At 61.9% G+C, this 21,209-nt stretch carries 19 protein-coding genes; 11 read left to right on the top strand and 8 right to left on the bottom strand.

The genetic code is table 11. The features are described 5' to 3' along the window. Nucleotides 1-19: 19 nt before the first annotated feature. Nucleotides 20-1,207, bottom strand: coding sequence for a 4-hydroxybenzoate 3-monooxygenase (gene pobA, locus B9A31_RS07905; RefSeq protein WP_084296857.1), 1,188 nt, complete (start codon nt 1,205-1,207; stop codon nt 20-22). A 171-nt stretch (nt 1,208-1,378) separates the two neighbouring features. Between pobA and B9A31_RS07900 the strand changes: the two genes are divergently transcribed. The 7 genes from B9A31_RS07900 (at nt 1,379) to B9A31_RS07870 (ending at nt 9,697) form a co-directional block, all read left to right on the top strand. Beyond that, nucleotides 1,379-2,257, top strand: coding sequence for a helix-turn-helix domain-containing protein (locus B9A31_RS07900; RefSeq protein ID WP_016713902.1), 879 nt, complete (start codon nt 1,379-1,381; stop codon nt 2,255-2,257). Nucleotides 2,258-2,329: 72 nt separating this feature from the next. Further along, nucleotides 2,330-2,728: a MerR family transcriptional regulator gene (locus B9A31_RS07895; RefSeq protein WP_019099730.1), complete on the top strand. Its 399-nt coding sequence runs from the start codon at nt 2,330-2,332 to the stop codon at nt 2,726-2,728. A 19-nt stretch (nt 2,729-2,747) separates the two neighbouring features. Continuing rightward, nucleotides 2,748-3,647 (top strand): hydroxymethylglutaryl-CoA lyase, encoded by a 900-nt coding sequence (locus B9A31_RS07890; RefSeq protein ID WP_025752559.1) that lies wholly within the window; start codon nt 2,748-2,750, stop codon nt 3,645-3,647. Between the two features lie 636 nt (nt 3,648-4,283). Then, complete coding sequence (locus B9A31_RS07885; protein ID WP_016713899.1) at nt 4,284-4,523, top strand: DUF3203 family protein; 240 nt, start codon at nt 4,284-4,286, stop codon at nt 4,521-4,523. A gap of 121 nt (nt 4,524-4,644) precedes the next feature. Continuing rightward, nucleotides 4,645-6,048 (top strand): cytochrome c oxidase accessory protein CcoG, encoded by a 1,404-nt coding sequence (gene ccoG / locus B9A31_RS07880; RefSeq protein WP_084296856.1) that lies wholly within the window; start codon nt 4,645-4,647, stop codon nt 6,046-6,048. Between the two features lie 50 nt (nt 6,049-6,098). After that, entirely contained in the window at nt 6,099-7,508 is a 1,410-nt protein-coding gene (gene mapR, locus B9A31_RS07875) for a GntR family transcriptional regulator MpaR (protein WP_016713897.1), read from the top strand. Between the two features lie 122 nt (nt 7,509-7,630). Then, entirely contained in the window at nt 7,631-9,697 is a 2,067-nt protein-coding gene (locus B9A31_RS07870) for a hybrid sensor histidine kinase/response regulator (RefSeq protein ID WP_084296855.1), read from the top strand. Nucleotides 9,698-9,706: 9 nt separating this feature from the next. On the opposite strand, the gene B9A31_RS07865 is transcribed toward B9A31_RS07870, so the two are convergent. Then, nucleotides 9,707-10,453, bottom strand: a complete 747-nt coding sequence (locus B9A31_RS07865; RefSeq protein WP_019099734.1) for an SDR family oxidoreductase — start codon at nt 10,451-10,453, stop codon at nt 9,707-9,709. A 118-nt stretch (nt 10,454-10,571) separates the two neighbouring features. Continuing rightward, nucleotides 10,572-11,489, bottom strand: coding sequence for a LysR substrate-binding domain-containing protein (locus B9A31_RS07860; protein WP_016713894.1), 918 nt, complete (start codon nt 11,487-11,489; stop codon nt 10,572-10,574). 194 nt (nt 11,490-11,683) lie between these two features. Between B9A31_RS07860 and B9A31_RS07855 the strand changes: the two genes are divergently transcribed. The 4 genes from B9A31_RS07855 (at nt 11,684) to B9A31_RS07840 (ending at nt 15,703) form a co-directional block, all read left to right on the top strand. Then, nucleotides 11,684-12,433 (top strand): SDR family NAD(P)-dependent oxidoreductase, encoded by a 750-nt coding sequence (locus tag B9A31_RS07855; protein ID WP_019099735.1) that lies wholly within the window; start codon nt 11,684-11,686, stop codon nt 12,431-12,433. 99 nt (nt 12,434-12,532) lie between these two features. Then, a complete protein-coding gene (locus B9A31_RS07850; protein ID WP_016713892.1) occupies nt 12,533-13,831 on the top strand; it encodes an MFS transporter in 1,299 nt (432 codons plus the stop codon). Nucleotides 13,832-13,850: 19 nt separating this feature from the next. Next, complete coding sequence (locus tag B9A31_RS07845) at nt 13,851-14,699, top strand: transketolase (RefSeq protein WP_084296854.1); 849 nt, start codon at nt 13,851-13,853, stop codon at nt 14,697-14,699. Continuing rightward, entirely contained in the window at nt 14,696-15,703 is a 1,008-nt protein-coding gene (locus B9A31_RS07840; protein ID WP_016713890.1) for a transketolase family protein, read from the top strand. The genes B9A31_RS07845 and B9A31_RS07840 overlap by 4 nt, the downstream gene beginning before the upstream one ends. 64 nt (nt 15,704-15,767) lie before the next feature. Here the strand turns inward: B9A31_RS07840 and B9A31_RS07835 are convergent, their stop codons facing one another. The 5 genes from B9A31_RS07835 to B9A31_RS07815 all read right to left on the bottom strand — a co-directional run bounded on the left by B9A31_RS07835 (nt 15,768) and on the right by B9A31_RS07815 (nt 21,180). Then, nucleotides 15,768-17,303 (bottom strand): DHA2 family efflux MFS transporter permease subunit, encoded by a 1,536-nt coding sequence (locus B9A31_RS07835; RefSeq protein WP_016713889.1) that lies wholly within the window; start codon nt 17,301-17,303, stop codon nt 15,768-15,770. Then, entirely contained in the window at nt 17,300-18,493 is a 1,194-nt protein-coding gene (locus B9A31_RS07830; RefSeq protein ID WP_025752571.1) for an HlyD family secretion protein, read from the bottom strand. The genes B9A31_RS07835 and B9A31_RS07830 overlap by 4 nt, the downstream gene beginning before the upstream one ends. 30 nt (nt 18,494-18,523) lie before the next feature. Continuing rightward, nucleotides 18,524-18,997, bottom strand: a complete 474-nt coding sequence (locus B9A31_RS07825; protein WP_016713887.1) for a MarR family winged helix-turn-helix transcriptional regulator — start codon at nt 18,995-18,997, stop codon at nt 18,524-18,526. Nucleotides 18,998-19,130: 133 nt separating this feature from the next. Continuing rightward, on the bottom strand, nt 19,131-19,760 hold the full coding sequence (locus tag B9A31_RS07820) for a response regulator transcription factor (protein WP_084296853.1): 630 nt from the start codon (nt 19,758-19,760) through the stop codon (nt 19,131-19,133). A 13-nt stretch (nt 19,761-19,773) separates the two neighbouring features. Then, nucleotides 19,774-21,180: a sensor histidine kinase gene (locus B9A31_RS07815; RefSeq protein WP_084296852.1), complete on the bottom strand. Its 1,407-nt coding sequence runs from the start codon at nt 21,178-21,180 to the stop codon at nt 19,774-19,776. Nucleotides 21,181-21,209 lie beyond the last annotated feature (29 nt).

The following is a 21,209-nucleotide window of genomic DNA, read 5'->3' as shown; positions in this document are numbered from 1 at the left end:
GTCGTACCCCTGAAAAAAACTAAGCCACTTCCTCGAACGGCAAGCCCACGTAGTTCTCGGCAATGTTCACCAGCCCGGCTGGCGACGTCAGGAAGTACTCGCGGTCGGCCTCTTGCATCTTCTGGTCCCAGGCGTCTTTGTGGCTGCCGAAGTCGTGCAACAACTGGGTCATGAACCAGCTGAAGCGCTCGCCTTTCCACACCCGGCGCAGGGCCAGCGGGGAGTATTGCTGCAGCAGGTCGGTGCGCCCTTCGCGGTAAACCTTGACCAGAATGCGATACAGGTAATTCACGTCCGACGCTGCCAGGTTCAGGCCCTTGGCACCGGTAGGCGGGACGATGTGCGCCGCGTCACCCACCAGGAACAGGTGACCATACTGCATCGGTTCTACCACCAGGCTGCGCAGCGGGGCGATGCTTTTTTCCAAAGCCGGGCCTGTGACCAGGTCAGCCGCTACGTCGGCGGGCAAACGGGCTTTCAGCTCGTTCCAGAAACGCTCGTCCGACCACGCTTCGACCCGGTCCTGCAAAGGTACCTGCAGGTAGTAGCGGCTGCGTGTTTGCGAGCGCTGGCTACACAACGCGAAACCACGCTCGTGGTGGGCATAGATCAACTCGTGATTGACCGGCGGCGTGTCCGAAAGCAGGCCCAGCCAGCCAAACGGATAGACCCGCTCGTACTGCTTCAACACACCTTCGGGAATGCTCTGGCGCGATACACCGTGGAAGCCGTCACACCCGGAGATGTAGTCGCAATCCACCCGGTGCAACTGGCCGTCCTTCTCAAACGTGAGGTAGGGCTTTTCGCCCTTCAGCTCATGTGGCTGGACATTGCTGGCGGAATAGATGATCGGCGCGCCACTGGCTTCACGGGCCTGCATCAAGTCACGGGTGACTTCGGTCTGGCCGTATACCATGACGGTCTTGCCGCCGGTCAGGGCTTTCAGGTCCAGGCGTTGGCGGCGCCCGCCGACCAGCAACTCGACCCCTTCGTGCACCAGGCCCTCACGGTCCATGCGCTCGGCCACACCGGCTTCGCGCAGCAGGTCGACAGTGCCTTGCTCCAGCACCCCGGCACGGATGCGGCCAAGTACGTATTCAGGCGTCTGGCGCTCGACGATGACGTTATCGATGCCGGCCTTGTGCAGCAGTTGGCCCAGCAGCAGGCCAGACGGACCTGCACCAATAATTGCAACCTGAGTTTTCATTGTTGTTGTCTCTGTTCGGACGATGCCGGCCCTGGACTGGCAGTGGGGCGGCATCTGCTGTTAGGGTTTGCCCCTGCATTTTTACTGGCAAAAATGCTACCGAAGTGTGCTATTCCATCTAAAACCTGCACTTTTATAAAAAACGTTCGATTAACGGACAGGCTACCCCTGATGAAATCCACCCTCCCCGGCGTTCCGTTGTTCAAGCTGTATGGCGAAAACCAGGCCTGGCCCGGCACCGACCTGCTGCACTGCGAATCGATCCCTGCGCGCAGCCGCCTGCACCACTGGGAGATCAAGCCACACCAGCATGCCGAGCTGTTCCAGTTGCTGTATGTACAGCGCGGCCAGGCCCAGGTGGAGATCGAAGGGTTGCGCAGCGCCATCGGCGAAGCGGCGATCCAGGTGGTGCCGCCGATGACCGTGCATGGCTTTCGCTTCAGCGCCGATATCCAGGGCTATGTGCTCACCTTCGGCACCGCGCTGGTGGCGAACCTGGAACAGCGCCTGGGCATGCCGCTGGCGGTGCTGGCGCAACCTGCGTGCTACCCGCTTGGGCATGACCGTGTGCACCTGCGCAGCCTGATCGACACCTTGCAGCAGGAGTACCAGGGCAATGCCCCGGCGCGTGCGGCCATGCTTGAAGCGCTGGTGACCGCGCTGATGGTGTGGATCAACCGCCGCCAGCAACTGGGGCAGGCACCGCGTAACCGCGACGAACGCGACCGGCAGTTACTGGGGCAGTACCTGCGGCTGGTCGAGGCGCATTACCGCGAGCATCTGTCAGTAGAGGCCTTTGCCGCACGGTTGAACGTTCCAAGCCTGCAACTGAACCAGCTGTGCAGAGCTTTGAGCGGGCAGACTGCGTTGCAGGTGGTGCACCAACGGTTGCTGCTGGAGGCGCGGCGTAACCTGATTTATACGCGGATGAGTATCGGGCAGTTGTCGGATAGCCTGGGATTCACCGACCCGACGTACTTTGCCCGGTGGTTCAAGCGGTTGACCGGGGAGACCCCTAACGGGTACCGACGCGCGGCGCAGCCAGACTGATTGCGGCAGGCTGCTTGACGTATACGTCAACCTGCCCTCAGGATACCCGCATACCCCACGCCGAGCCCCAGCATGAGCACCCAGACCTACAGCATCTCCGACCTGTCCCGCGAGCTGGACATCACCACCCGGGCCATCCGCTTCTATGAAGAGCAGGGCCTGTTGAGCCCCGAACGCCGTGGCCTGGAGAGAATCTATTCGGCCCGCGACAAGGTCAGCCTCAAGCTCATCCTGCGCGGCAAGCGCATCGGCTTTTCACTGGCCGAGTGCCGCGAGCTGATCGAGCTGTACGACCCCACCAGCGGCAACCTCAAGCAGCTCAACAGCATGCTGGCAAAAATCGCCGAGCGCCGCGCCCAGCTGGAGCAGCAGATGCTCGATATCCACCAGATGCAACTGGAACTGGACACCGCCCAGGAGCGTTGCGAACAAGCCCTGGCCGCCACCCTGAACAACAAAGACAACCGCTGAACCCCACAGGAAACCCGCCATGTCCTTGCCCCAACACGTCCGCCTGGTCGAAGTCGGCCCCCGCGACGGCCTGCAGAACGAAGCCCAGCCCATCAGCGTTGCCGACAAGGTGCGCCTGGTCAACGACCTTACCGAAGCGGGCCTTGCCTATATAGAAGTGGGCAGCTTCGTCTCGCCCAAGTGGGTGCCGCAAATGGCCGGCTCTGCCGAGGTGTTCGCCGGTATCGACCAGCGCCCCGGTGTTACTTATGCAGCGCTGGCACCCAACCTGCGCGGTTTCGAGGACGCGCTGGCTGCCGGGGTGAAGGAAGTGGCAGTGTTCGCGGCCGCCTCCGAAGCGTTTTCGCAGCGCAACATCAACTGCTCTATCAGCGACAGCCTCAAGCGCTTCGAGCCGATCATGGAAGCTGCGCGCAACCACGGTGTACGCGTGCGTGGCTATGTGTCATGCGTACTCGGCTGCCCTTATGAAGGCAAGGTCAGCGCTGAACAGGTGGCCCCGGTGGCCCGCGCACTGCACGACATGGGCTGCTACGAAGTATCGCTGGGTGACACCATCGGCACCGGCACTGCCGGCGATACCCGGCGCCTGTTCGAGGTGGTCTCTGCCCAGGTGCCGCGCGAGCAACTGGCCGGGCACTTCCACGACACCTATGGCCAGGCCCTGGCCAACGTCTATGCCAGCCTGCTCGAAGGCATCAGCGTATTCGACAGCTCGGTGGCCGGGCTGGGCGGCTGCCCTTACGCCAAAGGGGCTACCGGCAACATCGCCAGCGAAGATGTGGTGTACCTGCTGCAAGGGCTGGGCATTGAAACCGGCATCGACCTCGACCGGCTGATCGCCGCCGGCCAACGCATCAGTAGCGTGCTGGGCCGCGGCAATGGGTCGCGGGTAGCGCGGGCGCGCAGCGCGCAGTAAGTCATACGGGTGTCACACAGGTGTGGGTGAAGTGTTACCGACCCCACATTTCACAGCAAAAAATCGGGTAACAGGGAAACAAATCGGCAGAATCTCAGGCCAAGCACTTTTGACGAAAACCGCTAAGCCACTGATTTTAAAAGACTTTCAAAAGTTGGCACGCACCCTGCTATATCTTTGGTACAAGAACAAAAAAAATGTGACACCCAATAAAAACAACAGGTAACGGCTCTGACATAACAAGAACAACACGGCAGAGGCGTAGCAAGCAGATTTTTTTGGAGTAGACACGCTTTTCAGGGGTACGCCCCGCGGTCTGGCACAGAACAATAAAACTACCTCAAGGTAGCGGCAGCCAGGTTCGGATCAGCCATGATGAAAGCAGGTCAGCGCTCAAAAAAATACGTTTGCTCTTGACCCCGCATGGGGGTCGCCCGCAACACCAGGACAGGCTGACAAAAACAACAAAAGGCCGGTCCCAATAATAAAAAAAGAGCAAGCAACAACGCTTTGAGGGGAGCTTCGGCTCCCCTCAGTGCTTCCCGCCCTCCTCCTTTCTTCTCCTTTCAGCCCCCTGATGCAGCAACCCGCCTTGCATTGTGGTCCACCCTGTAACCCTACAAGGAGGACAACGCCATGCCCGTTGAAATCGACGAAACCACCCGCCGCTGCACCCTGATCGGCGAGAACCTGCGCATCGAAGGCGATGGCCCTGCTATCGAAATCGTCACCGACGAACACCTGCGCATGTCAGTGGCCCTGCTGGCAGGCCAGCGCGTCCCCATTACCGAAGCCGAGGCCGATGCGTTGACCGTAGCGGGTGCGGTGGATAGCCGCAGGCATCTGAAGGCCAGCGTGCCAGGCTCGGTAATTTAAGGCCTGGCGGTCGAAGCCGGGTAATCTGATATGGTTTTTATCGCAAAATCTGAGCCTGTGCTGATAACAGCCTCAGGGCCATAGTGCTCATGCCTGATCGAGGCCTGATGAGCACCGAGCCATGAACAATAGAATCCCTTTCACAGAGATCGCCCCCACCCCAGCCAGCCCCCGACCGCGACACACCGACAGCGGCATTCACACCCGCAGCTTCAGCGGGCTGTACCGCAACCTGCGCATCGGCTTTGCCGGTGCCCTGTTCGTGCTGTTCTTCGGCACCGCCTGGCTGAACTGGAACGGACGCCAGGCCGTGTTGTGGGACCTGGCCAACAGCAAATTCCACATCTTTGGCGCGACCTTCTGGCCACAGGACTTCATCCTGTTGTCAGCGCTGCTGATCATTTGCGCCTTCGGCCTGTTCGCCATCACCGTGTACGCCGGCCGCGTGTGGTGTGGCTACAGCTGCCCGCAGAGCACCTGGACGTGGCTGTTCATGTGGTGCGAAAAGGTCACCGAAGGTGACCGCAACCAGCGCATCAAACTGGCCGCCGCGCCCTGGAGCCTGAACAAACTGGGGCGCCGCACCCTGAAACACAGCCTGTGGCTGGTCATCGGTGTCCTCACTGGGCTGACCTTCGTCGGCTATTTCACACCGATTCGCCCTCTGGCCGCAGAACTGTTCACCTTGCAACTGGGCGGCGTGGCGCTGTTCTGGGTGCTGTTCTTCACCGCCGCCACTTACATCAATGCCGGCCTGCTGCGTGAAGCGGTGTGCCTGCACATGTGCCCGTATGCGCGCTTCCAGAGTGTGATGTTCGACAAGGACACCCTGGCCGTCGCCTATGACCCACGGCGCGGTGAGGCCCGTGGCCCGCGCAAGAAGGGCAGCGACGTCCAGGCCCAAGGCCTGGGCGACTGCATCGACTGCACGCTGTGTGTGCAGGTGTGCCCCACCGGCATTGATATCCGCGATGGCTTGCAAATGGCCTGCATCGGTTGCGCAGCGTGCATCGACGCCTGCGACGGGGTGATGGACAAGATGGGTTACGCTCGCGGGCTGATTGGCTACAAGTCCGAACACAGCCTGCAGGGCGGTACTACTCACTGGCTGCGCCCACGCCTGCTCGGCTATGCCGCTGCGCTGGTGGTGATGATCGCGGCGCTGGTGGTGGCCTTGCAACTGCGCCCGATGGTGTCGCTGGATGTGATCAAGGACCGTGGCCTGTTCCGTGAAAATGCCTTGGGCCAGATCGAGAACATCTACCTGCTCAAGGTCATCAACAAGACCGAGCGCACCCAGCACTATGCGTTGCGCCTGCTGGACGCCGACGGCTTCACCTTGCAGGGCAACACCGCGTTGGTCATCCCGGCGGGCGAAATGAGTGAACTGCCGGTGTCGGTGGCGATGCTCGCCGAGCGCCCGACCAGCAGCTCGCAAACACTCAGCTTCGAAATCAGCGAGCGTGACGACCCCGCCATCCGCAGCGTGGCCCACAGCCGCTTCGTCGCCCCCATGAACCGTTGATCCCTTACACTGACGCCACCTTGCCTGCCAGGCTTCGACAGAAGGCCAGAATGAAACGCTACGAACGCTTTGCCGACGACATTGCCGAACTGATCCGCTCCGGGGTACTGGGCCCCGGCCAGCGCGTGCCCTCGGTGCGCTACGCCAGCCAGACCCACGGGGTCAGCCCTTCTACCGTTTTCCAGGCCTATTACCTGCTGGAGCGGCGCGGGCTGATCCGCGCCCGGCCGCGCTCGGGATATTTTGTCAACGCCCACGCCCCACGCCAGTTCAGCGAACCTCAAGCGCTGCAGCCGGTCAGCGAGTCTACCGATGTCGACGTCAGCGCCTTGGTGTTTTCGATCCTCGACTCGATCAAGGACCCCAACACCATACCGTTCGGTTCGGCCTTCCCCAGCCCCGAACTGTTCCCGCTGCAACGCCTGTCGCGCTCGCTGGCCAGCGCCAGCCGCAGCATGGACCCGCGCATGGTGGTCACCGACCTGTCGCCCGGCAACCCGCAACTACGCCGGCAGATTGCCCTGCGCTACATGGTTGGCGGGCTGATGCTGCCCATGGAAGAACTGCTGATCACCAACGGCGCACTGGAGGCCCTGAACCTGTGCCTGCAGGCAGTGACTCAGCCCGGCGACCTGGTAGCCATCGAGGCCCCGGCCTTCTATGCCTGCCTGCAGGTACTGGAGCGGCTCAAGCTCAAGGCGGTGGAAATCCCGGTGCACCCGCGCGAAGGCATGGACCTGGGCGTGCTGGCACAAACCCTGGAGAAGCACCCGGTCAAGGCCGTGTGGTGCATGACCAACTTCCAGAACCCGGTGGGCGCCAGCATGCCGGAAGCCAAAAAACAGGCCCTGGTGGAGTTGCTGGCGCGCCATGAGGTGCCGTTGATCGAAGACGACGTGTACGCCGAGCTGTACTACTCGCAACAGGCGCCCAAACCGGCCAAGGCCTTCGACACCCAGGGCCTGGTGATGCACTGCGGCTCGTTCGCCAAAAGCCTGGCACCGGGCTACCGCATCGGCTGGGTCGCCGCCGGGCGCTTTGCGCAGAAGATCGAACGGCTGAAACTGATGACCTCGCTGTGTGCCTCAATGCCGGCCCAGGCGGCAATTGCCGACTACCTGCAGCACGGCGGCTACGACCGCCACCTGCGCAAGCTGCGTTACGCGCTGGAAGGCCAGCAGGCCAACATGCTGGCGGCCATCGCTCGCCACTTTCCGGCGCAGACGCGGGTCAGCCAGCCTTCCGGTGGCTACTTCCTGTGGCTGGAACTGCCCGAACAAATGGACGCCCTCAAGCTGTTCCACATGGCCTTGGCGCAAGGCATCAGCATCGCCCCCGGGCCGATCTTCTCGCCCACCCGGCGCTTCGGCAATTGCATCCGCCTGAACTACGGAAGCCCTTGGCATGACGGCGCCGAACGGGCCATGGAAACCCTCGGGCGGATCATCCGCTCCTTCTGACCATCGAACACCCGGCGGCCGAACGACGGCTGCCGGGCATCGCCCGCCAACTGTACTGACCCGCTATTCGCATGCAGATGAACACGCTAAAGTCAGAGCCTCCCCTTTTGTCGGACGTCGGCATGCCCTCCCGCGACCTGCGCTCACTGCGCCAACACGTCGAAGCCCTTCAGCGGCAGAACGCGCAACTGGAATCCCAGCTTGCCAGCCTCCAGGACCACGATCAGAACTTCTACCGTTCGTTGTTCGACACCATGGACGAAGGCTTCTGCATCATCGAGTTCTTCGACGGCCCGCACGGCCCGCTCAGTGATTACGTGCATGTACTGGCCAACGCGGCCTACGCCAAGCACGCCGGCATCCCCAACGTGGTCGGGCAAAAGCTGCGCGAGATGGTGCCCGATGAAGCCGATGACTGGGTAGCCCGCTATGGCGCAGTGCTGCGCACTGGCGAGCCCCTGCATTTCGAGCAGGAACTGGTCGCTACCGGCCATGTGCTGTCTGTTACCACCTTCCGCGTGGAGCCTGCCGAGAAACGCCAGGTAGCGGTGTTGTTCAAGGACGTTACCGAACGCCGTCGGGCAGAGCAGGCCCTGCAACGCCTGAACGAAGAACTGGAGCAACGGGTAAGCGCTGCACTGGCAGAGCGACGACTGTTCGCCGAGCTGGTCGACCACAGCGTGGTCAATGTGCATGTGGTCGACAAAGACATGCGTTGGCTGGCCATCAATCGCCAGGCGAAACATGACTTTCAACGGTTGTTCGGGCGTACGCCTGAAATTGGCGATTACTTGCCAGACCTGATCGACGATGAGCCAAACGTTCGGACATTGAGCTTGTCCATGTGGCAGCGTGCCTTGGCAGGCGAGCAATTCGTCGAGATCGGGACATTCGGCAAGGCGCCCGAGCAATACCATTACGAACTGCGTTTCAATGCCTTGCGCGACCATGATGGCGAAATACAAGGCGCTTTTCTGTTCGCCTATGACATCAGCGAGCGCGTACAGGAGCAGAAGCGCCTGGCCAAAGCCGAGGAAGCCCTGCGCCAGGCGCAGAAGATGGAAGCCGTGGGCCAGCTCAGTGGTGGCATCGCCCACGATTTCAACAACCTGCTGGGCGGTATTCTGGGCGCGCAAGAGCTGATGCGCCAACGCCTGAACCAGTCACGCTTCGACGCCATCGAGCCATTGCTGGAGCTCTCCAGCGGCTCGGCTCAACGGGCTTCTTCGCTGGTGCACCGTTTGCTGGCGTTCTCACGCCAGCAGACCCTGCAGCCCTGCTCAACGCAAGTGGCAACATTGGTGGCTGGCATGGAAGAGCTGTTACGCCGCACCATTGGCCCGGCCATCACCCTGAGCAGCCGGTTTGCCTGCGAGCTATGGCCAACGTTCATCGACCCACCCCAACTGGAAAGCGCCCTGCTCAACGTGTGCATCAACGCGCGCGACGCCATGCCAGGGGGCGGCGTTATCGATATCGTCGGCGACAACCTGCTGCTTGACGCGGTACAGGCCCAGGCGCTGGAACTGCCCGCCGGCGAATACGTGCGACTGAGCATCATCGACAACGGCAAGGGCATGTCGGCGGAGGTGGCCAAGCGTGCCGTAGACCCCTTCTTCACCACCAAGCCCATGGGCCAGGGCACTGGCCTGGGTTTGTCGATGACTTACGGGTTCGTGCGCCAATCGGGTGGGCAACTGCGCGTACTTTCGACGCTGGGTGAAGGCACGCGCATCGAGCTGCTTTTGCCCCGCCACTATGAGCACCCCAAGCCGCCTGCCCCCAAACCGCAGCGCAAGGTACTGGAAAAAGAGAGTGCAGTGGCGCGGCGTATCCTGTTGATCGAAGATCAGACGGCCTTGCGCCTGGTGGTTTGCGAAGTGCTGGAAGAGCTGGGTTACCGGGTTGATGCATTCGAGGACGGCCCAACTGCCTTGGCCTACCTGCAAAACGGCGAACGGCCAGACCTGTTACTGAGCGATATCGGCTTGCCCGGCGGCCTGAATGGCCGCCAGGTGGCTGAGCGCTGCCGCGAGCGCTACCCGGACCTCAAGGTGCTGTTCATCACCGGCTACGATGAAAGCGCGGCGCTCAGTGACGGCCAGTTGCTACAAGGCACGCTGGTGCTGACCAAGCCGTTTGAACTGGAGGTGCTGGCCGAGCGGGTCCGCACCCTGCTTCAGGATTGACGGGCGCGCTCAGCGCCCGCCACCCAGGTCGATGAAGCTGCCCGTGGAGTAGGATGCCTTGTCAGACAGCAACCAGAGAATGGCTTCGGCCACTTCTTCAGGGCGCCCGCCCCGGCCCATGGGCAAGCCGGGTTCCAGCTTGCTGACGCGGTCCGGATCACCGGACAGCGCATGGAAGCCGGTGTGAATGTAGCCCGGGCGAACGCCATTGACCCGCACGCCCTCGCCAGCCACCTCTTTGGACAGACCAATGGTGAAGGTATCGAGTGCGCCCTTGGAGGCGGCATAGTCGACATATTCGTTGGGCGAACCCAGGCGTGCAGCCACCGATGACACGTTGACGATGGCCCCGCCCTGCCCGCCATGCCGACGTGCCATGCGCAGCAGGGCGTGCTTGGCGCAGAGCATGGGGCCGACGACATTGGTTTTCATGACCTTGAGCAGGCGAAACTCGGACATATTTTCCACCCGGCTTTGCTGGCCGATGGTGCCGGCGTTGTTGACCAATGCGGTGACCGGGCCGAGTTCATCATCAACGCGCTGGAACAGCTGGATGATTTCATCCTCGACGCTGACGTCGGCGCGCACGGCAATGGCCTCGGCGCCCAAGGCGCGGACCTGGCCCAGGATATCTTCGGCGGCCTGCTCGTCGGTGTGGTAGTTGATGCAGATGCGGTAGCCCTGACGGGCGGCCAGCAACGCCGTGGCGGCGCCGATGCCACGGCTGCCGCCGGTGATGACGATGACTTTTTCCATGGATCTGCCATTCGTTCCGGGGAGGGAGAGCCGACAATAGGCGAAATAGCTGTGCGTGGGAATGACCAAGGTCAGGTCAACCCACTCCTATGTTCGCAGCCGTCTTCGGCACCAAGCACTAGAAAGCGAAGCCCTGCCCCAACTCGCTCTCCATCCACTCCAGAAACCGCCGCACTCGCGGGAAGCTGGAATGAGCCCTTGGGAAAACGAGATGGTGCGCTGCCACAGGGACTCGCAACGCATCGGGTGCGACTTCGACCAGCGCACCAGAGAGAAGATACTTGTGAGCGAGAATTGAACTTTCGAGCGCGAAACCAAGGCCGTGGCTCGCGGCCTCCAAGGTCATGTAAGAGCGGTCAAAACTCAATGCATAAGGTTTCTCAGGGCGCTCCAACCCATGTTGAGCGAACCATTGCGGCCATTTGAGCAGGGTGGCCTCAGACAGAATAAGGTCTTGGCTCAGCAGGTCGCGTGGATGTGAGACAGCACGCTTGGCAAGCAGGCCCGGTGACGCCAGAACAGTGAACGTCTCATCGCGTATCGTGCGGACTTCATAACTTGGCCAGTTCGGTGTGCCGTGGCGGATATCAACATCAATCTTGTCCCGGCTGAAGTGCAAGGACTCGTACGAACAGGAGAGGTTGATCTGGATATCAGGATGCGCCAGTCGAAACGCCTCCAGCCTCGGCATGATCCACAAAAGACCAAAACTGGGTGACGAGTGCAGCCGCAGGCAATCAAGGCTGACGTCGCTCGCTGCACGCTCGGTGGCAATTGCCAGGCTATGGAGCACACCCGAAATTTCTTTCAAGTACTGCTCGCCTACCGGTGTAAGCCTCACACCGCGAGCCTCTCGAATGAACAACTGGCGACCGATCATTCCCTCTAGATTGGCGAGTTGATGGCTGACAGCTGAAGGCGTCAAGTCGAGTGTCTCGGCAGCGCGCGCTACATTGCCGAAACGTGCGGTCTGTTCAAAGCACTGAATTGCCCTCAACGGTGGAATGACGGGTATCGCATCGGCAGTGACTTTCATGCATCGGCTTCCGCTGTAGATATTGACCTTGCTTGGAAGACGCATTCAATCATTGGCCATCGCGCAATGCGAGCCATGAATTTTCTTCAGCAACGAGTGATTTTTACCTTATTGCTCGGCCTGCACCTGAAGGACAAGCTGCGCCTATCGATTCAGGTGAATCGAACCCATAAAAATAATCAGAGGTTTCACTCATGCTTCTTCAAGGAAAAGTCGCCATCATCACAGGCGCAGCATCGGCACGTGGTATCGGACGAGCCACTGCCACCACGTTCGCACAACAGGGTGCCCGCGTGGTTATCCTGGACCTGGATGAATCCGCCGCTCGCGACGCTGCCGCCGCGCTTGGCGAAGGGCATCTGGGGCTCGCTGCCAACGTCGCCGACGAAGCTCAAGTGCAGCATGCCGTAGCGCAAATCGTTGAGCACTTCGGCCGTATCGACGTGCTGGTCAACAACGCAGGCATCACTCAACCGTTGAAGATTCTGGACATCAAGCACAGCGACTATGACAAAGTGCTGGACGTAAGCCTGCGCGGCACATTGCTGATGTCGCAGGCAGTGATCCCGCACATGCGCCAACAGCAATCCGGCAGCATCATTTGCATGTCGTCGGTATCGGCGCAGCGCGGCGGTGGCATCTTCGGTGGCCCACACTACAGCGCAGCGAAAGCCGGCGTGCTGGGGCTGGGTAAAGCCATGGCCCGTGAGCTGGGCCCTGACAACGTGCGGGTAAACTCGATTGCACCCGGCCTGATCCACACCGACATCACAGGCGGCCTGATGCAGGACGAGCGCCGCCACGCGATCATCGATGGCATCCCGCTGGGTCGCCTGGGTGAAGCACAGGACGTTGCCAACGCTGCGCTGTTTCTGGCCAGCGACCTGTCCTCCTACCTGACAGGCATTACCCTGGATGTGAACGGCGGCATGTTGATCCACTGATGACCGGCCGGATGTAGTTGCGCTGGCCTGTCGGCTGGCGCTGTTCTGAATCGACGTTACAGCCGTTAGCTGTCAATAAAAACAAGAGATCAGACCATCATGACAACCCTGTCTCTGGAGGCGGTCGTCAGCGTCCGCGCCAACGCGTATCGCAAAACTGCCTGGCGATTGATGCCGTTCCTGATGCTGTGCTACCTGTGTGCTTATCTGGACCGCGTCAACGTTGGCTTCGCCAAGCTGCAAATGATGAACGACCTGTCATTGAGCGAGGCCGTCTACGGCCTTGGTGCGGGCATGTTCTTCCTGGGTTATTTTCTCTGCGAGGTGCCCAGCAACCTGATCCTGCATCGGGTTGGCGCTCGGCGTTGGATCGCTCGTATCATGATTTCCTGGGGCATCATCTCTGCCCTGTTCGCCTTCGTCGAAACGGCCTGGCAGTTCTATGCGTTGCGCTTTTTGCTCGGCATTGCCGAAGCGGGCTTGGCACCAGGGCTGTTGCTGTACCTGACCTACTGGTTTCCCTCCTACCGCCGCGCAAGAATGACGGTGCTGTGGTTCGTGGCGATCCCCCTGTCGGGCATGGTTGGGGGGCCGATCTCCGGCTGGATCATGAACAGCTTTGCAGGCTTCCATGGCTGGGCCGGCTGGCAGTGGATGTTCGTTCTCGAAGCCATTCCGACTGTCATCGTTGGCCTGTTGGTGCTGGCCTATCTGAAGGACGGCGTGCATCAGGCAACCTGGCTCACGGATGATGAAAAGGCGCTGGTCAACAAAGAGTTGGCCGAAGACAACAGCTGCAAGGTCACCCACGCCTCACCTCGTGAGTTCATCCGGGATCGCCGCTTGTGGCTGCTGGCGTGCATCTACTTCTGTGTCGTGATGGGCCAGTACGCTATCACCTTCTGGCTGCCGACACTGGTGCGCAACGCAGGCGTATCCGACCCCTTGCACATCGGCCTTCTGACCAGCCTGCCGTACATCTGTGCAATTGCTGCCATGTTGCTCATGGGCCGCAGTGGCGACAAACACCGCGAGCGCCGCTGGCACCTCGTCGTACCGATGATCGCCGGTGCAATCGGCCTGACGCTGGCAACACTGATGGGCGGCAACCTGTTGCTTTCGATACTGAGCCTGTGCCTGGCGGCTTCAGGCGTGCTGTCGGCTTCCTCGCTGTTCTGGATGCTGCCCACCACGCTGCTGGGCGGCGTGTCGGCGGCGGCCGGTATTGCCGGAATCAACAGCTTCGCCAACCTCGCCGGGTTCTGCTCGCCTTACCTGATCGGCTGGATTACGACCACAACCGGGTCCAGTGCCATCGGCATGTACCTCATCACCGCCGTACTGCTGGTAGGTGCCTGCCTGGTGTTGCGCATCCCTGCCGCTTCGGTCAATCGCTGAGTTAATTGGAGTTTCCCGAATGACTGCTCAACCCTCACCCACCACACTGGCGGCGCTGACAGAGCGCGCCTACAACATTCGTCACCATGCCCTGCGCATGGGCCAGGTTCAGGGCCAGGGCTATGTCGGCCAGGCGCTAGGCGCGGCCGATCTGCTTGCGGTGTCTTACTTTCACGCACTGCGCTACCAGCCTCATAACCCGGAATGGGAACAGCGTGATCGCTTCTATCTGTCCATTGGTCACTACGCGATAGCCTTGTACGCGGCGTTGATCGAAGCCGAAGTTATCCCGCTCGAAGAGCTGGAAACCTACGGCTCCGACGACAGCCGCTTGCCGATGTCGGGCATGGCGGCCTACACACCGGGAATGGAAATCACCGGCGGCTCTTTGGGCCACGGGCTGGGCATCGCGGTCGGCGCTTGCCTGGGCCTCAAGCGCAAGAAGTCGGATTCATTCGTCTACAACCTGTTGTCCGACGGAGAGTTGAACGAGGGTTCGACCTGGGAGGCAGCGATGTCGGCCTCGCACTGGAAGCTCGACAACCTGATCGCAATCATCGACGTCAACAACCAACAGGCTGACGGCCACTCAAGCGAAGTACTGGCTTTTGAACCCATCGTGGATCGCTGGCAGGCCTTCGGCTGGTTCACGCAGCGTGTAGACGGCAATGATCTGCAAGCGCTGGTCACCGCATTCGACGCTGCCCGACAACACCAAGGGGAGCAACCAAGAGTGATCATCTGCGACACCAAGATGGGCAAGGGCGTGGACTTCCTGGAGGGTCGCGAGAAAACTCACTTCATCCGCGTTGATGAAAACGAATGGGATCTGGCGCTTGAAAACCTTCAGCTCGGGAGCAGCAAATGAGTAGTGTAAATAACCCGGCAACGGGCAAAAAACGTTTGACCACTTCGGCGATGATTGCCTCGATCGCTTCTGAAGGTCAGACGACACGCCCTGCGCCGTTTGGGCATGCACTGGCGACACTGGCCGAGCAACGTCAGGACATCGTCGGGCTGTCTGCAGACCTCTCGAAGTACACAGACCTGCACATCTTCGCCAAGGCCCACCCGGATCGTTTCTATCAGATGGGCATGGCCGAACAGTTGCTGATGAGCGCAGCTGCCGGTATGGCCCGGGAAGGCTTCACGCCGTTCGCGACCACCTATGCGGTATTCGCCTCACGCCGCGCGTACGACTTCATCTGCATGGCGATTGCAGAGGAAAACCTCAACGTCAAGATCGTATGCGGCCTGCCAGGGCTGACTACCGGCTACGGCCCGAGCCACCAGGCGACGGACGACCTTGCGATCTTCCGCGCCATGCCAAATCTGATGATCGTAGACCCCTGCGATGCGCTGGAAATCGAACAAGCCGTTCCAGCGATTGCAGCGCACCAAGGGCCAGTGTACATGCGCCTGCTCCGGGGCAATGTGCCAGTAGTGCTTGACGAATACGGCTACAAGTTTGAAATCGGCAAAGCCAAGAACCTGCGCACGGGCAACGATGTACTGATCATTTCCACAGGCCTGATGACCATGCGCGCCCTCGAAGCTGCCGAGAAACTGAAGGCGGATGGTGTCGACGTTGCGGTGCTGCACGTACCGACCGTCAAGCCGCTGGACGAGCAAACGATTCTGGCTGAAGCGCGCAAGCCCGGACGCCTGGTGGTCACGGCAGAAAACGCTTCGATCATTGGCGGCTTGGGTGAAGCTGTGGCCGGGTTGTTGATGCGCAATAGCGTAACGCCGACATTCCGCCAGATCGCGCTGCCAGATGCCTTCCTGGATGCCGGCGCCTTGCCGACTTTGCACGACCGCTATGGCATCTCAACGCAAGCCGTCAGCGCTCAAATCAAGGCTTGGCTTTAAAAGTAGGCCTGACACGGCCACAGCACTGGGGGTAACCCAGGGTTGTGGCCGTGATACTGCGGCTTCAATGCCCTGCCGAAGCCGGTCCCGCCTTGGCGATGAACGGTGGCTTGGCAAACCACACCAGCAAAATCAACCCGGCAAACACCCAGGTCATCAAGGTGAAGTAATCCACCGTCGACATCATGTACGCCTGCCCGTTGAGTATCTGCTCCAGCTGCGCATAGCTTTGCGGGTTGGCCCCGCCCAACTGCTCAAGCGTATGACGCGTTGCCGGGTCGAACTGGCTGATATTCTCGCTCAGGTAAGCATGGTGCTGATCCGCCCGACGAATCCAGATCCAGGTCGTCAACGACGCGGCAAAACTCCCCCCCAGCGTACGCAGGAAGGTCGCCAGCCCCGACCCGTCGGCGATCTGGTGCGGCGGCAGATCAGACAGCAGGATGCTCAAGGTCGGCATGAAGAACAGCGCCACACCAATACCCATGAACAACTGCACCAGGGCCACATGCTGGAAGTCCACCTCACTGGTGAAGCCCGCACGCATATAGCAGCTGGTACCGATCGCCAGGAACGCCAGCCCCGCCAGCACCCGCAGGTCGAACCGGTGCGCATACTTGCCCACGAACGGCGACATGATCACCGGCAGCAAGCCGATTGGCGCCACCGCCAGGCCCGCCCAAGTCGCGGTGTAGCCCATCTGCGTCTGCAACCATTGCGGCAGGATCAGGTTGATGCCGAAGAACCCCGCATACCCCCCGACCAGCACAAGGGTGCCAACCCGGAAGTTGCGGTGCACGAACAGGCGCAAGTTCACCACAGGGTGGCGGTCGGTCAGTTCCCAGATCACGAACACGGCCAGAAACACCACCGAAATCAGGCTGCCGACGATGATGAACGAAGACTCGAACCAATCCAGGTCATTGCCTTTGTCCAACACCACCTGCAACGCACCGACACCGATTATCAACGTGAGCAAACCGATGTAATCCATCGGCTGGCGGCTGGTGACCACAGGCCGCGAACGCATCTGCTGACGCACGACGGCGGCGGCGAACAGGCCGATGGGCACGTTGATGAAGAAGATCCATGGCCAACTGTAGCTGTCGGTAATCCAGCCCCCCAGAATCGGCCCGGCAATCGGCGCCACCACCGTGACCATCGCCAGCAGCGCCAACGCCATCCCCCGCTTGGCCGGGGGGTACACGGCAATCAGCAAAGTCTGGGTCATCGGGTACAACGGCCCGGCAACCACCCCTTGCAACACGCGAAAGCCGACCAGCTCCGGCATCGACTGGGCGATACCGCACAGGAACGAGGCCAGCACGAACAGCAGCGTGGCCCAGATGAACAGTTTCACTTCACCAAACCGCCGGCTCAGCCAGCCGGTCAGCGGCAAGGCGATGGCGTTGCTCACCGCGAACGACGTGATGACCCAGGTGCCCTGCTCGTAACTCACCCCCAGGTTGCCGGAAATGGTCGGCAACGCCACGTTGGCGATGGTGGTGTCGAGCACCTGCATGAACGTCGCCAGCGACAGGCCGATGGTGGTCAGCAGCAGGCTCGGCGGCGTGAACTGGGCAGCGGCGTTGTTGCTCATCGCTGGGCCGTCTTGCCGGTTGCGCTGTTTTCGTGAATCAGCCGGGCAATCAGGTCGTCTGCCTCGACCAGTTGGCGGTCGTACACCTGGGTGGTGTAGCTGGCCTGCTGCGGCGGCTGCTGGGCCAGGGCCGGGCCACTCTGGTCGTGCAGGTCGACTTCCACCACCGTGGACAGGCCGATGCGCAACGGGTGGTCCTTGAGCTGGTCAGGGCTGAGGTGAATACGCACCGGCACCCGCTGCACGATCTTGATCCAGTTGCCAGTGGCGTTTTGTGCAGGCAACAGCGCGAATGCGCTACCGGTACCGGCCCCCAGGCTGTCCACCGTGCCGCTGTACTTGACCTCGCTGCCGTACAGGTCGGCGCTGATCTGCACCGGCTGGCCGATGCGCATGTCACGCAGCTGGGTTTCCTTGAAGTTGGCATCGATCCACACCTGGTCCAGCGGGATCACCGCCATGGTCGCAGTGCCCGGTTGCAGGCGCTGGCCCAATTGCACGGTGCGCTTGGCAACGTAGCCGGTTACCGGTGCCACCAAGGTGGTACGGGCATGATCGAGGTAGGCCTGACGCAGGTCGGCAGCAGCAGCCATCACCTCGGGATGCGAAGACACCACGGTGTCATCGACCAGCGCGCTGCTGGTGCTGAGTTGCTGGCGGGCACTGTTGACAGCAGCCTGTGCCACACTCAGGTCGTCGCGGGCATGAGACAGCTCTTCTGCGGCAATGGCACCGCTGTCGGCGAGCACCTTGCGCCGGTTGAAGTCCTGCTGTGCCTTGCGCAATTCGGCCTGGCGGGTTTCCAGCTGAGCCTTGAGCGAGTCGACGTTGCTGTACAGCCCGCGTACCTGCCGCACACTGCGCGCCAGCTTGGCCTCGGCGGACTGCAAGGCCACCTCGCTGTCGGCCGGGTCGAATTGCAGCAACACCTGGCCGGCGTGGACCAGGTCGCCGTCATCGGCACCAATGCTGGTGACGGTGCCGGTGACCAGCGGGGTGATCTCCACCACGTTGCCGTTGACGTAGGCATCGTCGGTGCTTTCGTGCCAGCGCCCGACCAGGCTGTACCAGGCCCAGGTGCCGATACCGGTAAGGATCAGCAACAACACCAGGCCAAGCAGCCAGGCCTTGCGCTTGCGCGACGGTTCGGGCGCGGCGGAGGGAGTCGGGGTGTCTGCGGGAGTGGCCATGACAATACCTTGAATAATTCGTGACAGGGTTCAACGGTCGCCAAAACGGCGGATCGTCAACGGGTCGCCAGCACTGAGCAGCACCTTGGCCAGCAGGCCTTCCAGGGCCTTGAGCTCGTCAGGTGCCAGCACGCCGCACAACTCGTTCATGGCGGCGGCGCCAATTTCCGGCAGGCGGTCGGCCAGGCGCTGGCCGTCGGCGGTGAGCGCCAGGCGCACCTGGCGGCGGTCGTCGGCGCAGCGGTTGCGCACGATCAGGTCCTTCTGTTCGAGGCGGTCGAGCATGCGGGTCATCGAACCGCTGTCCAGGCCCAGGTAGCGGCAAAGCTCGGCCGGGGTGTCTACCTGGTACTGGGTGACGATGATCAGCACCTTGAACTGCGCGGCGGTGACGCCCTCTGATTCAAGGTGCCAGTCGAGAATGCGATCCTTCAGGATCGCTGCGCGGCCGAGCAACATGCCGATGGCGCAGGTCTGGAAGTTTTCGGGGGAAAAATGGGCCATCGGGGGATTGCTCGGGTAATTGTGTGAAAATATTACTGCCTAGGCAGTGAATGTCAAAGCCTTGATTAGGTAGCTATGCAAAATTTCATATTTCTGGCTGAAATGCCGCTTCTGTTGGGGGGCGCCAAGGCGGCTAGCGCGCTCGCAAGCCCAATGCCTCCACAGCCCCGCAGGCAATCGCCATGCCCACCAGTTCTGCCAGGCTGCCCGCCTGCAAACGCTTCATCACCCGCCCCCGGTACAGGTCCACGGTCTTTACGCTGATGCCCAGTTGCTCGGCAATCTCTCGGTTGTTCAACCCCTGGGCCAGCGGCACGAACACATCACGCTCACGCGGCGTCAGGCCGTCGATACGCACCTGCACCTGAGCCAATGCCTGATCGCCCTGCCGCGCACGCGTGGCATGCTCCAGCGCGGCCTGCACGCTGTCGAGCAGCAACTGGTCGTTGTAAGGCTTTTCGATGAAGTCGCAGGCGCCAGCCTTGAACGCGCGCACCACGATCGGCACATCGGCATGGCCACTGACGAAGATCACCGGCAGCGCCAGGCCGCGCTCGCGCATCGCCTGCTGTACCGCAAGCCCGCCCAGCCCCGGCATGCGCACATCCAGCAGCACACAGGCAGGCCCATCGTCGACGCAGGCATCGAGAAATGCCTGCCCACTGGCAAACGGCAACGCCTGCAAACCCACCGACTCCAGCAGCCACACCGTCGAGTCGCGCATCCCTTGGTCGTCATCGACCACATACACCGTCGCTTGCACCCTCAACTCCCCCTTATCCCCTGCTGACCGCCAGGCGGCAGCACAATACCAGACCGCCGTTGTCACCCGCCCGCGCCCACAGGCTGCCACCAAAGCCTTCGATCAGGCTGCGGCTCATGCTCAAACCCAGTCCCAGGCCGTCGGCCTTGCTGGTGGTGAACGGCGTGAATATTTCGTCCAGGCGCTCGGGGTCCACACCCGGGCCCTGGTCAGCCACCTCCACCAGCACGCCGTCGCCATCACGCACAGCGCCGAGCAGGATACGTGACGGCCGCTCGCCCTGCTGCTCGCGGTTGGCATCGATGGCATTGCGCAACAGGTTGAGCAGGACCTGTTCCAGCAACACCCGGTCGGCGTACACCAAGGGCAGTTGCGTACTCATGCGCAGCTCCACCGTCACTTGGTCGCGCGCGGCCTCCCAAGCGCACAAGCGCATGGCCTCCTCGGCGACCTCGGTCACGTCCAGCGCCTGCAGGTTTCGTGGCCCCTTGCGCAGGAAAGCGCGCAAGCGGCGGATCACTTCAGCGGCGTGGGTGGCCTGTTCGCTGATGCGTTGCAACCCCTGCCCTACACGCTCACGGGCCTGCGGGTCGCGCTCGATGCTCGACAGGTAGCGCAAGCTGGCGTTGGCGTAATTGACCACCGCAGCCAACGGCTGATTGATCTCGTGGGCAATGCCCGAGGCCAGTTCGCCGAGGGTGGCCAGCCGGGCACTGTGCGCCAGGCTTTCCTGGGCTTCGATGCGCAAGGTGATGTCGCGGGACACGCTGACCACCTCCACCACCGTGCCGGTGTAGGTTTCGCGGATGGCCCGGCTGGCGATTTCGAACCAACGGTAACCGCCCGCAGCCTGGCGTACCCGGCAGGTCATGGTGTGGTAGCCATCCTGGTCCAGCGCCGCTGCCGCCTGGCGCAGCACCTGGCGCCGCTCGCGTGGGTGCAGCAGGCTGTGCACGGGCATGCCGCGTAGTTGCTCGGGCCACAACCCGAGCAGGCGGAATGCGGCCGGAGAAGCATCGAGAAAGCGGCCATCGGGGCTGTGCCGGGAGATCAGGTCGGTGGTGTTCTCGATGATCAGCCGATACAAGCGCCGTGCGCGGCTGGCCTCTCGCGCCCCCTGGCGCTCTTCGCTGGCGTCACGGCAGCGCCCTAGCACCTGCTGCCCCTGGTCATCAGGAATGAACGTCCACAGCACGATGCGCTCACCCACCTGCACCTCGACATCGGCAATCGCCCGATGCTGGCGCAGGCAGGCACGTACCAGCGCGGCGCAGTTGGCCGGCAGCCAGCTGGCCAACCCCGGGCCTGCATCTACCCAGGCTTGCAGCGCGGGGTTGAGCGCCAGCGGCCTGGCGTCACCGGCCAGCAGCAGGCTGGGTTGAGGGTCCTTGGCGAGCAAGGGATAAGCGGTCTTGTCCACGGTAGGCGGCTCGTTGTTATAGTAGTTTT

Origin of the sequence: Pseudomonas sp. URIL14HWK12:I5, assembly GCF_900176445.1 — a bacterium.
Taxonomy (GTDB): domain Bacteria; phylum Pseudomonadota; class Gammaproteobacteria; order Pseudomonadales; family Pseudomonadaceae; genus Aquipseudomonas; species Aquipseudomonas monteilii.
The sequence above is the reverse complement of the archived record's forward strand: the minus strand, read 5'-3'. Positions and strand labels throughout refer to the sequence as shown.

What these genes read in the sequence shown, in the direction of transcription:
- B9A31_RS07870 (WP_084296855.1), top strand. Translation starts at nt 7,631, where the DNA reads ATGCCCTCCCGCGACCTGCGCTCACTGCGCCAACACGTCGAAGCCCTT.
- B9A31_RS07850 (WP_016713892.1), top strand. Translation starts at nt 12,533, where the DNA reads ATGACAACCCTGTCTCTGGAGGCGGTCGTCAGCGTCCGCGCCAACGCG.
- B9A31_RS07885 (WP_016713899.1), top strand. Translation starts at nt 4,284, where the DNA reads ATGCCCGTTGAAATCGACGAAACCACCCGCCGCTGCACCCTGATCGGC.
- B9A31_RS07845 (WP_084296854.1), top strand. Translation starts at nt 13,851, where the DNA reads ATGACTGCTCAACCCTCACCCACCACACTGGCGGCGCTGACAGAGCGC.
- B9A31_RS07890 (WP_025752559.1), top strand. Translation starts at nt 2,748, where the DNA reads ATGTCCTTGCCCCAACACGTCCGCCTGGTCGAAGTCGGCCCCCGCGAC.
- pobA (WP_084296857.1), bottom strand. Translation starts at nt 1,207, where the DNA reads ATGAAAACTCAGGTTGCAATTATTGGTGCAGGTCCGTCTGGCCTGCTG.
- B9A31_RS07895 (WP_019099730.1), top strand. Translation starts at nt 2,330, where the DNA reads ATGAGCACCCAGACCTACAGCATCTCCGACCTGTCCCGCGAGCTGGAC.
- B9A31_RS07835 (WP_016713889.1), bottom strand. Translation starts at nt 17,303, where the DNA reads ATGAGCAACAACGCCGCTGCCCAGTTCACGCCGCCGAGCCTGCTGCTG.
- B9A31_RS07840 (WP_016713890.1), top strand. Translation starts at nt 14,696, where the DNA reads ATGAGTAGTGTAAATAACCCGGCAACGGGCAAAAAACGTTTGACCACT.
- B9A31_RS07860 (WP_016713894.1), bottom strand. Translation starts at nt 11,489, where the DNA reads ATGAAAGTCACTGCCGATGCGATACCCGTCATTCCACCGTTGAGGGCA.
- B9A31_RS07865 (WP_019099734.1), bottom strand. Translation starts at nt 10,453, where the DNA reads ATGGAAAAAGTCATCGTCATCACCGGCGGCAGCCGTGGCATCGGCGCC.
- B9A31_RS07900 (WP_016713902.1), top strand. Translation starts at nt 1,379, where the DNA reads ATGAAATCCACCCTCCCCGGCGTTCCGTTGTTCAAGCTGTATGGCGAA.
- B9A31_RS07855 (WP_019099735.1), top strand. Translation starts at nt 11,684, where the DNA reads ATGCTTCTTCAAGGAAAAGTCGCCATCATCACAGGCGCAGCATCGGCA.
- B9A31_RS07825 (WP_016713887.1), bottom strand. Translation starts at nt 18,997, where the DNA reads ATGGCCCATTTTTCCCCCGAAAACTTCCAGACCTGCGCCATCGGCATG.
- mapR (WP_016713897.1), top strand. Translation starts at nt 6,099, where the DNA reads ATGAAACGCTACGAACGCTTTGCCGACGACATTGCCGAACTGATCCGC.
- B9A31_RS07830 (WP_025752571.1), bottom strand. Translation starts at nt 18,493, where the DNA reads ATGGCCACTCCCGCAGACACCCCGACTCCCTCCGCCGCGCCCGAACCG.
- ccoG (WP_084296856.1), top strand. Translation starts at nt 4,645, where the DNA reads ATGAACAATAGAATCCCTTTCACAGAGATCGCCCCCACCCCAGCCAGC.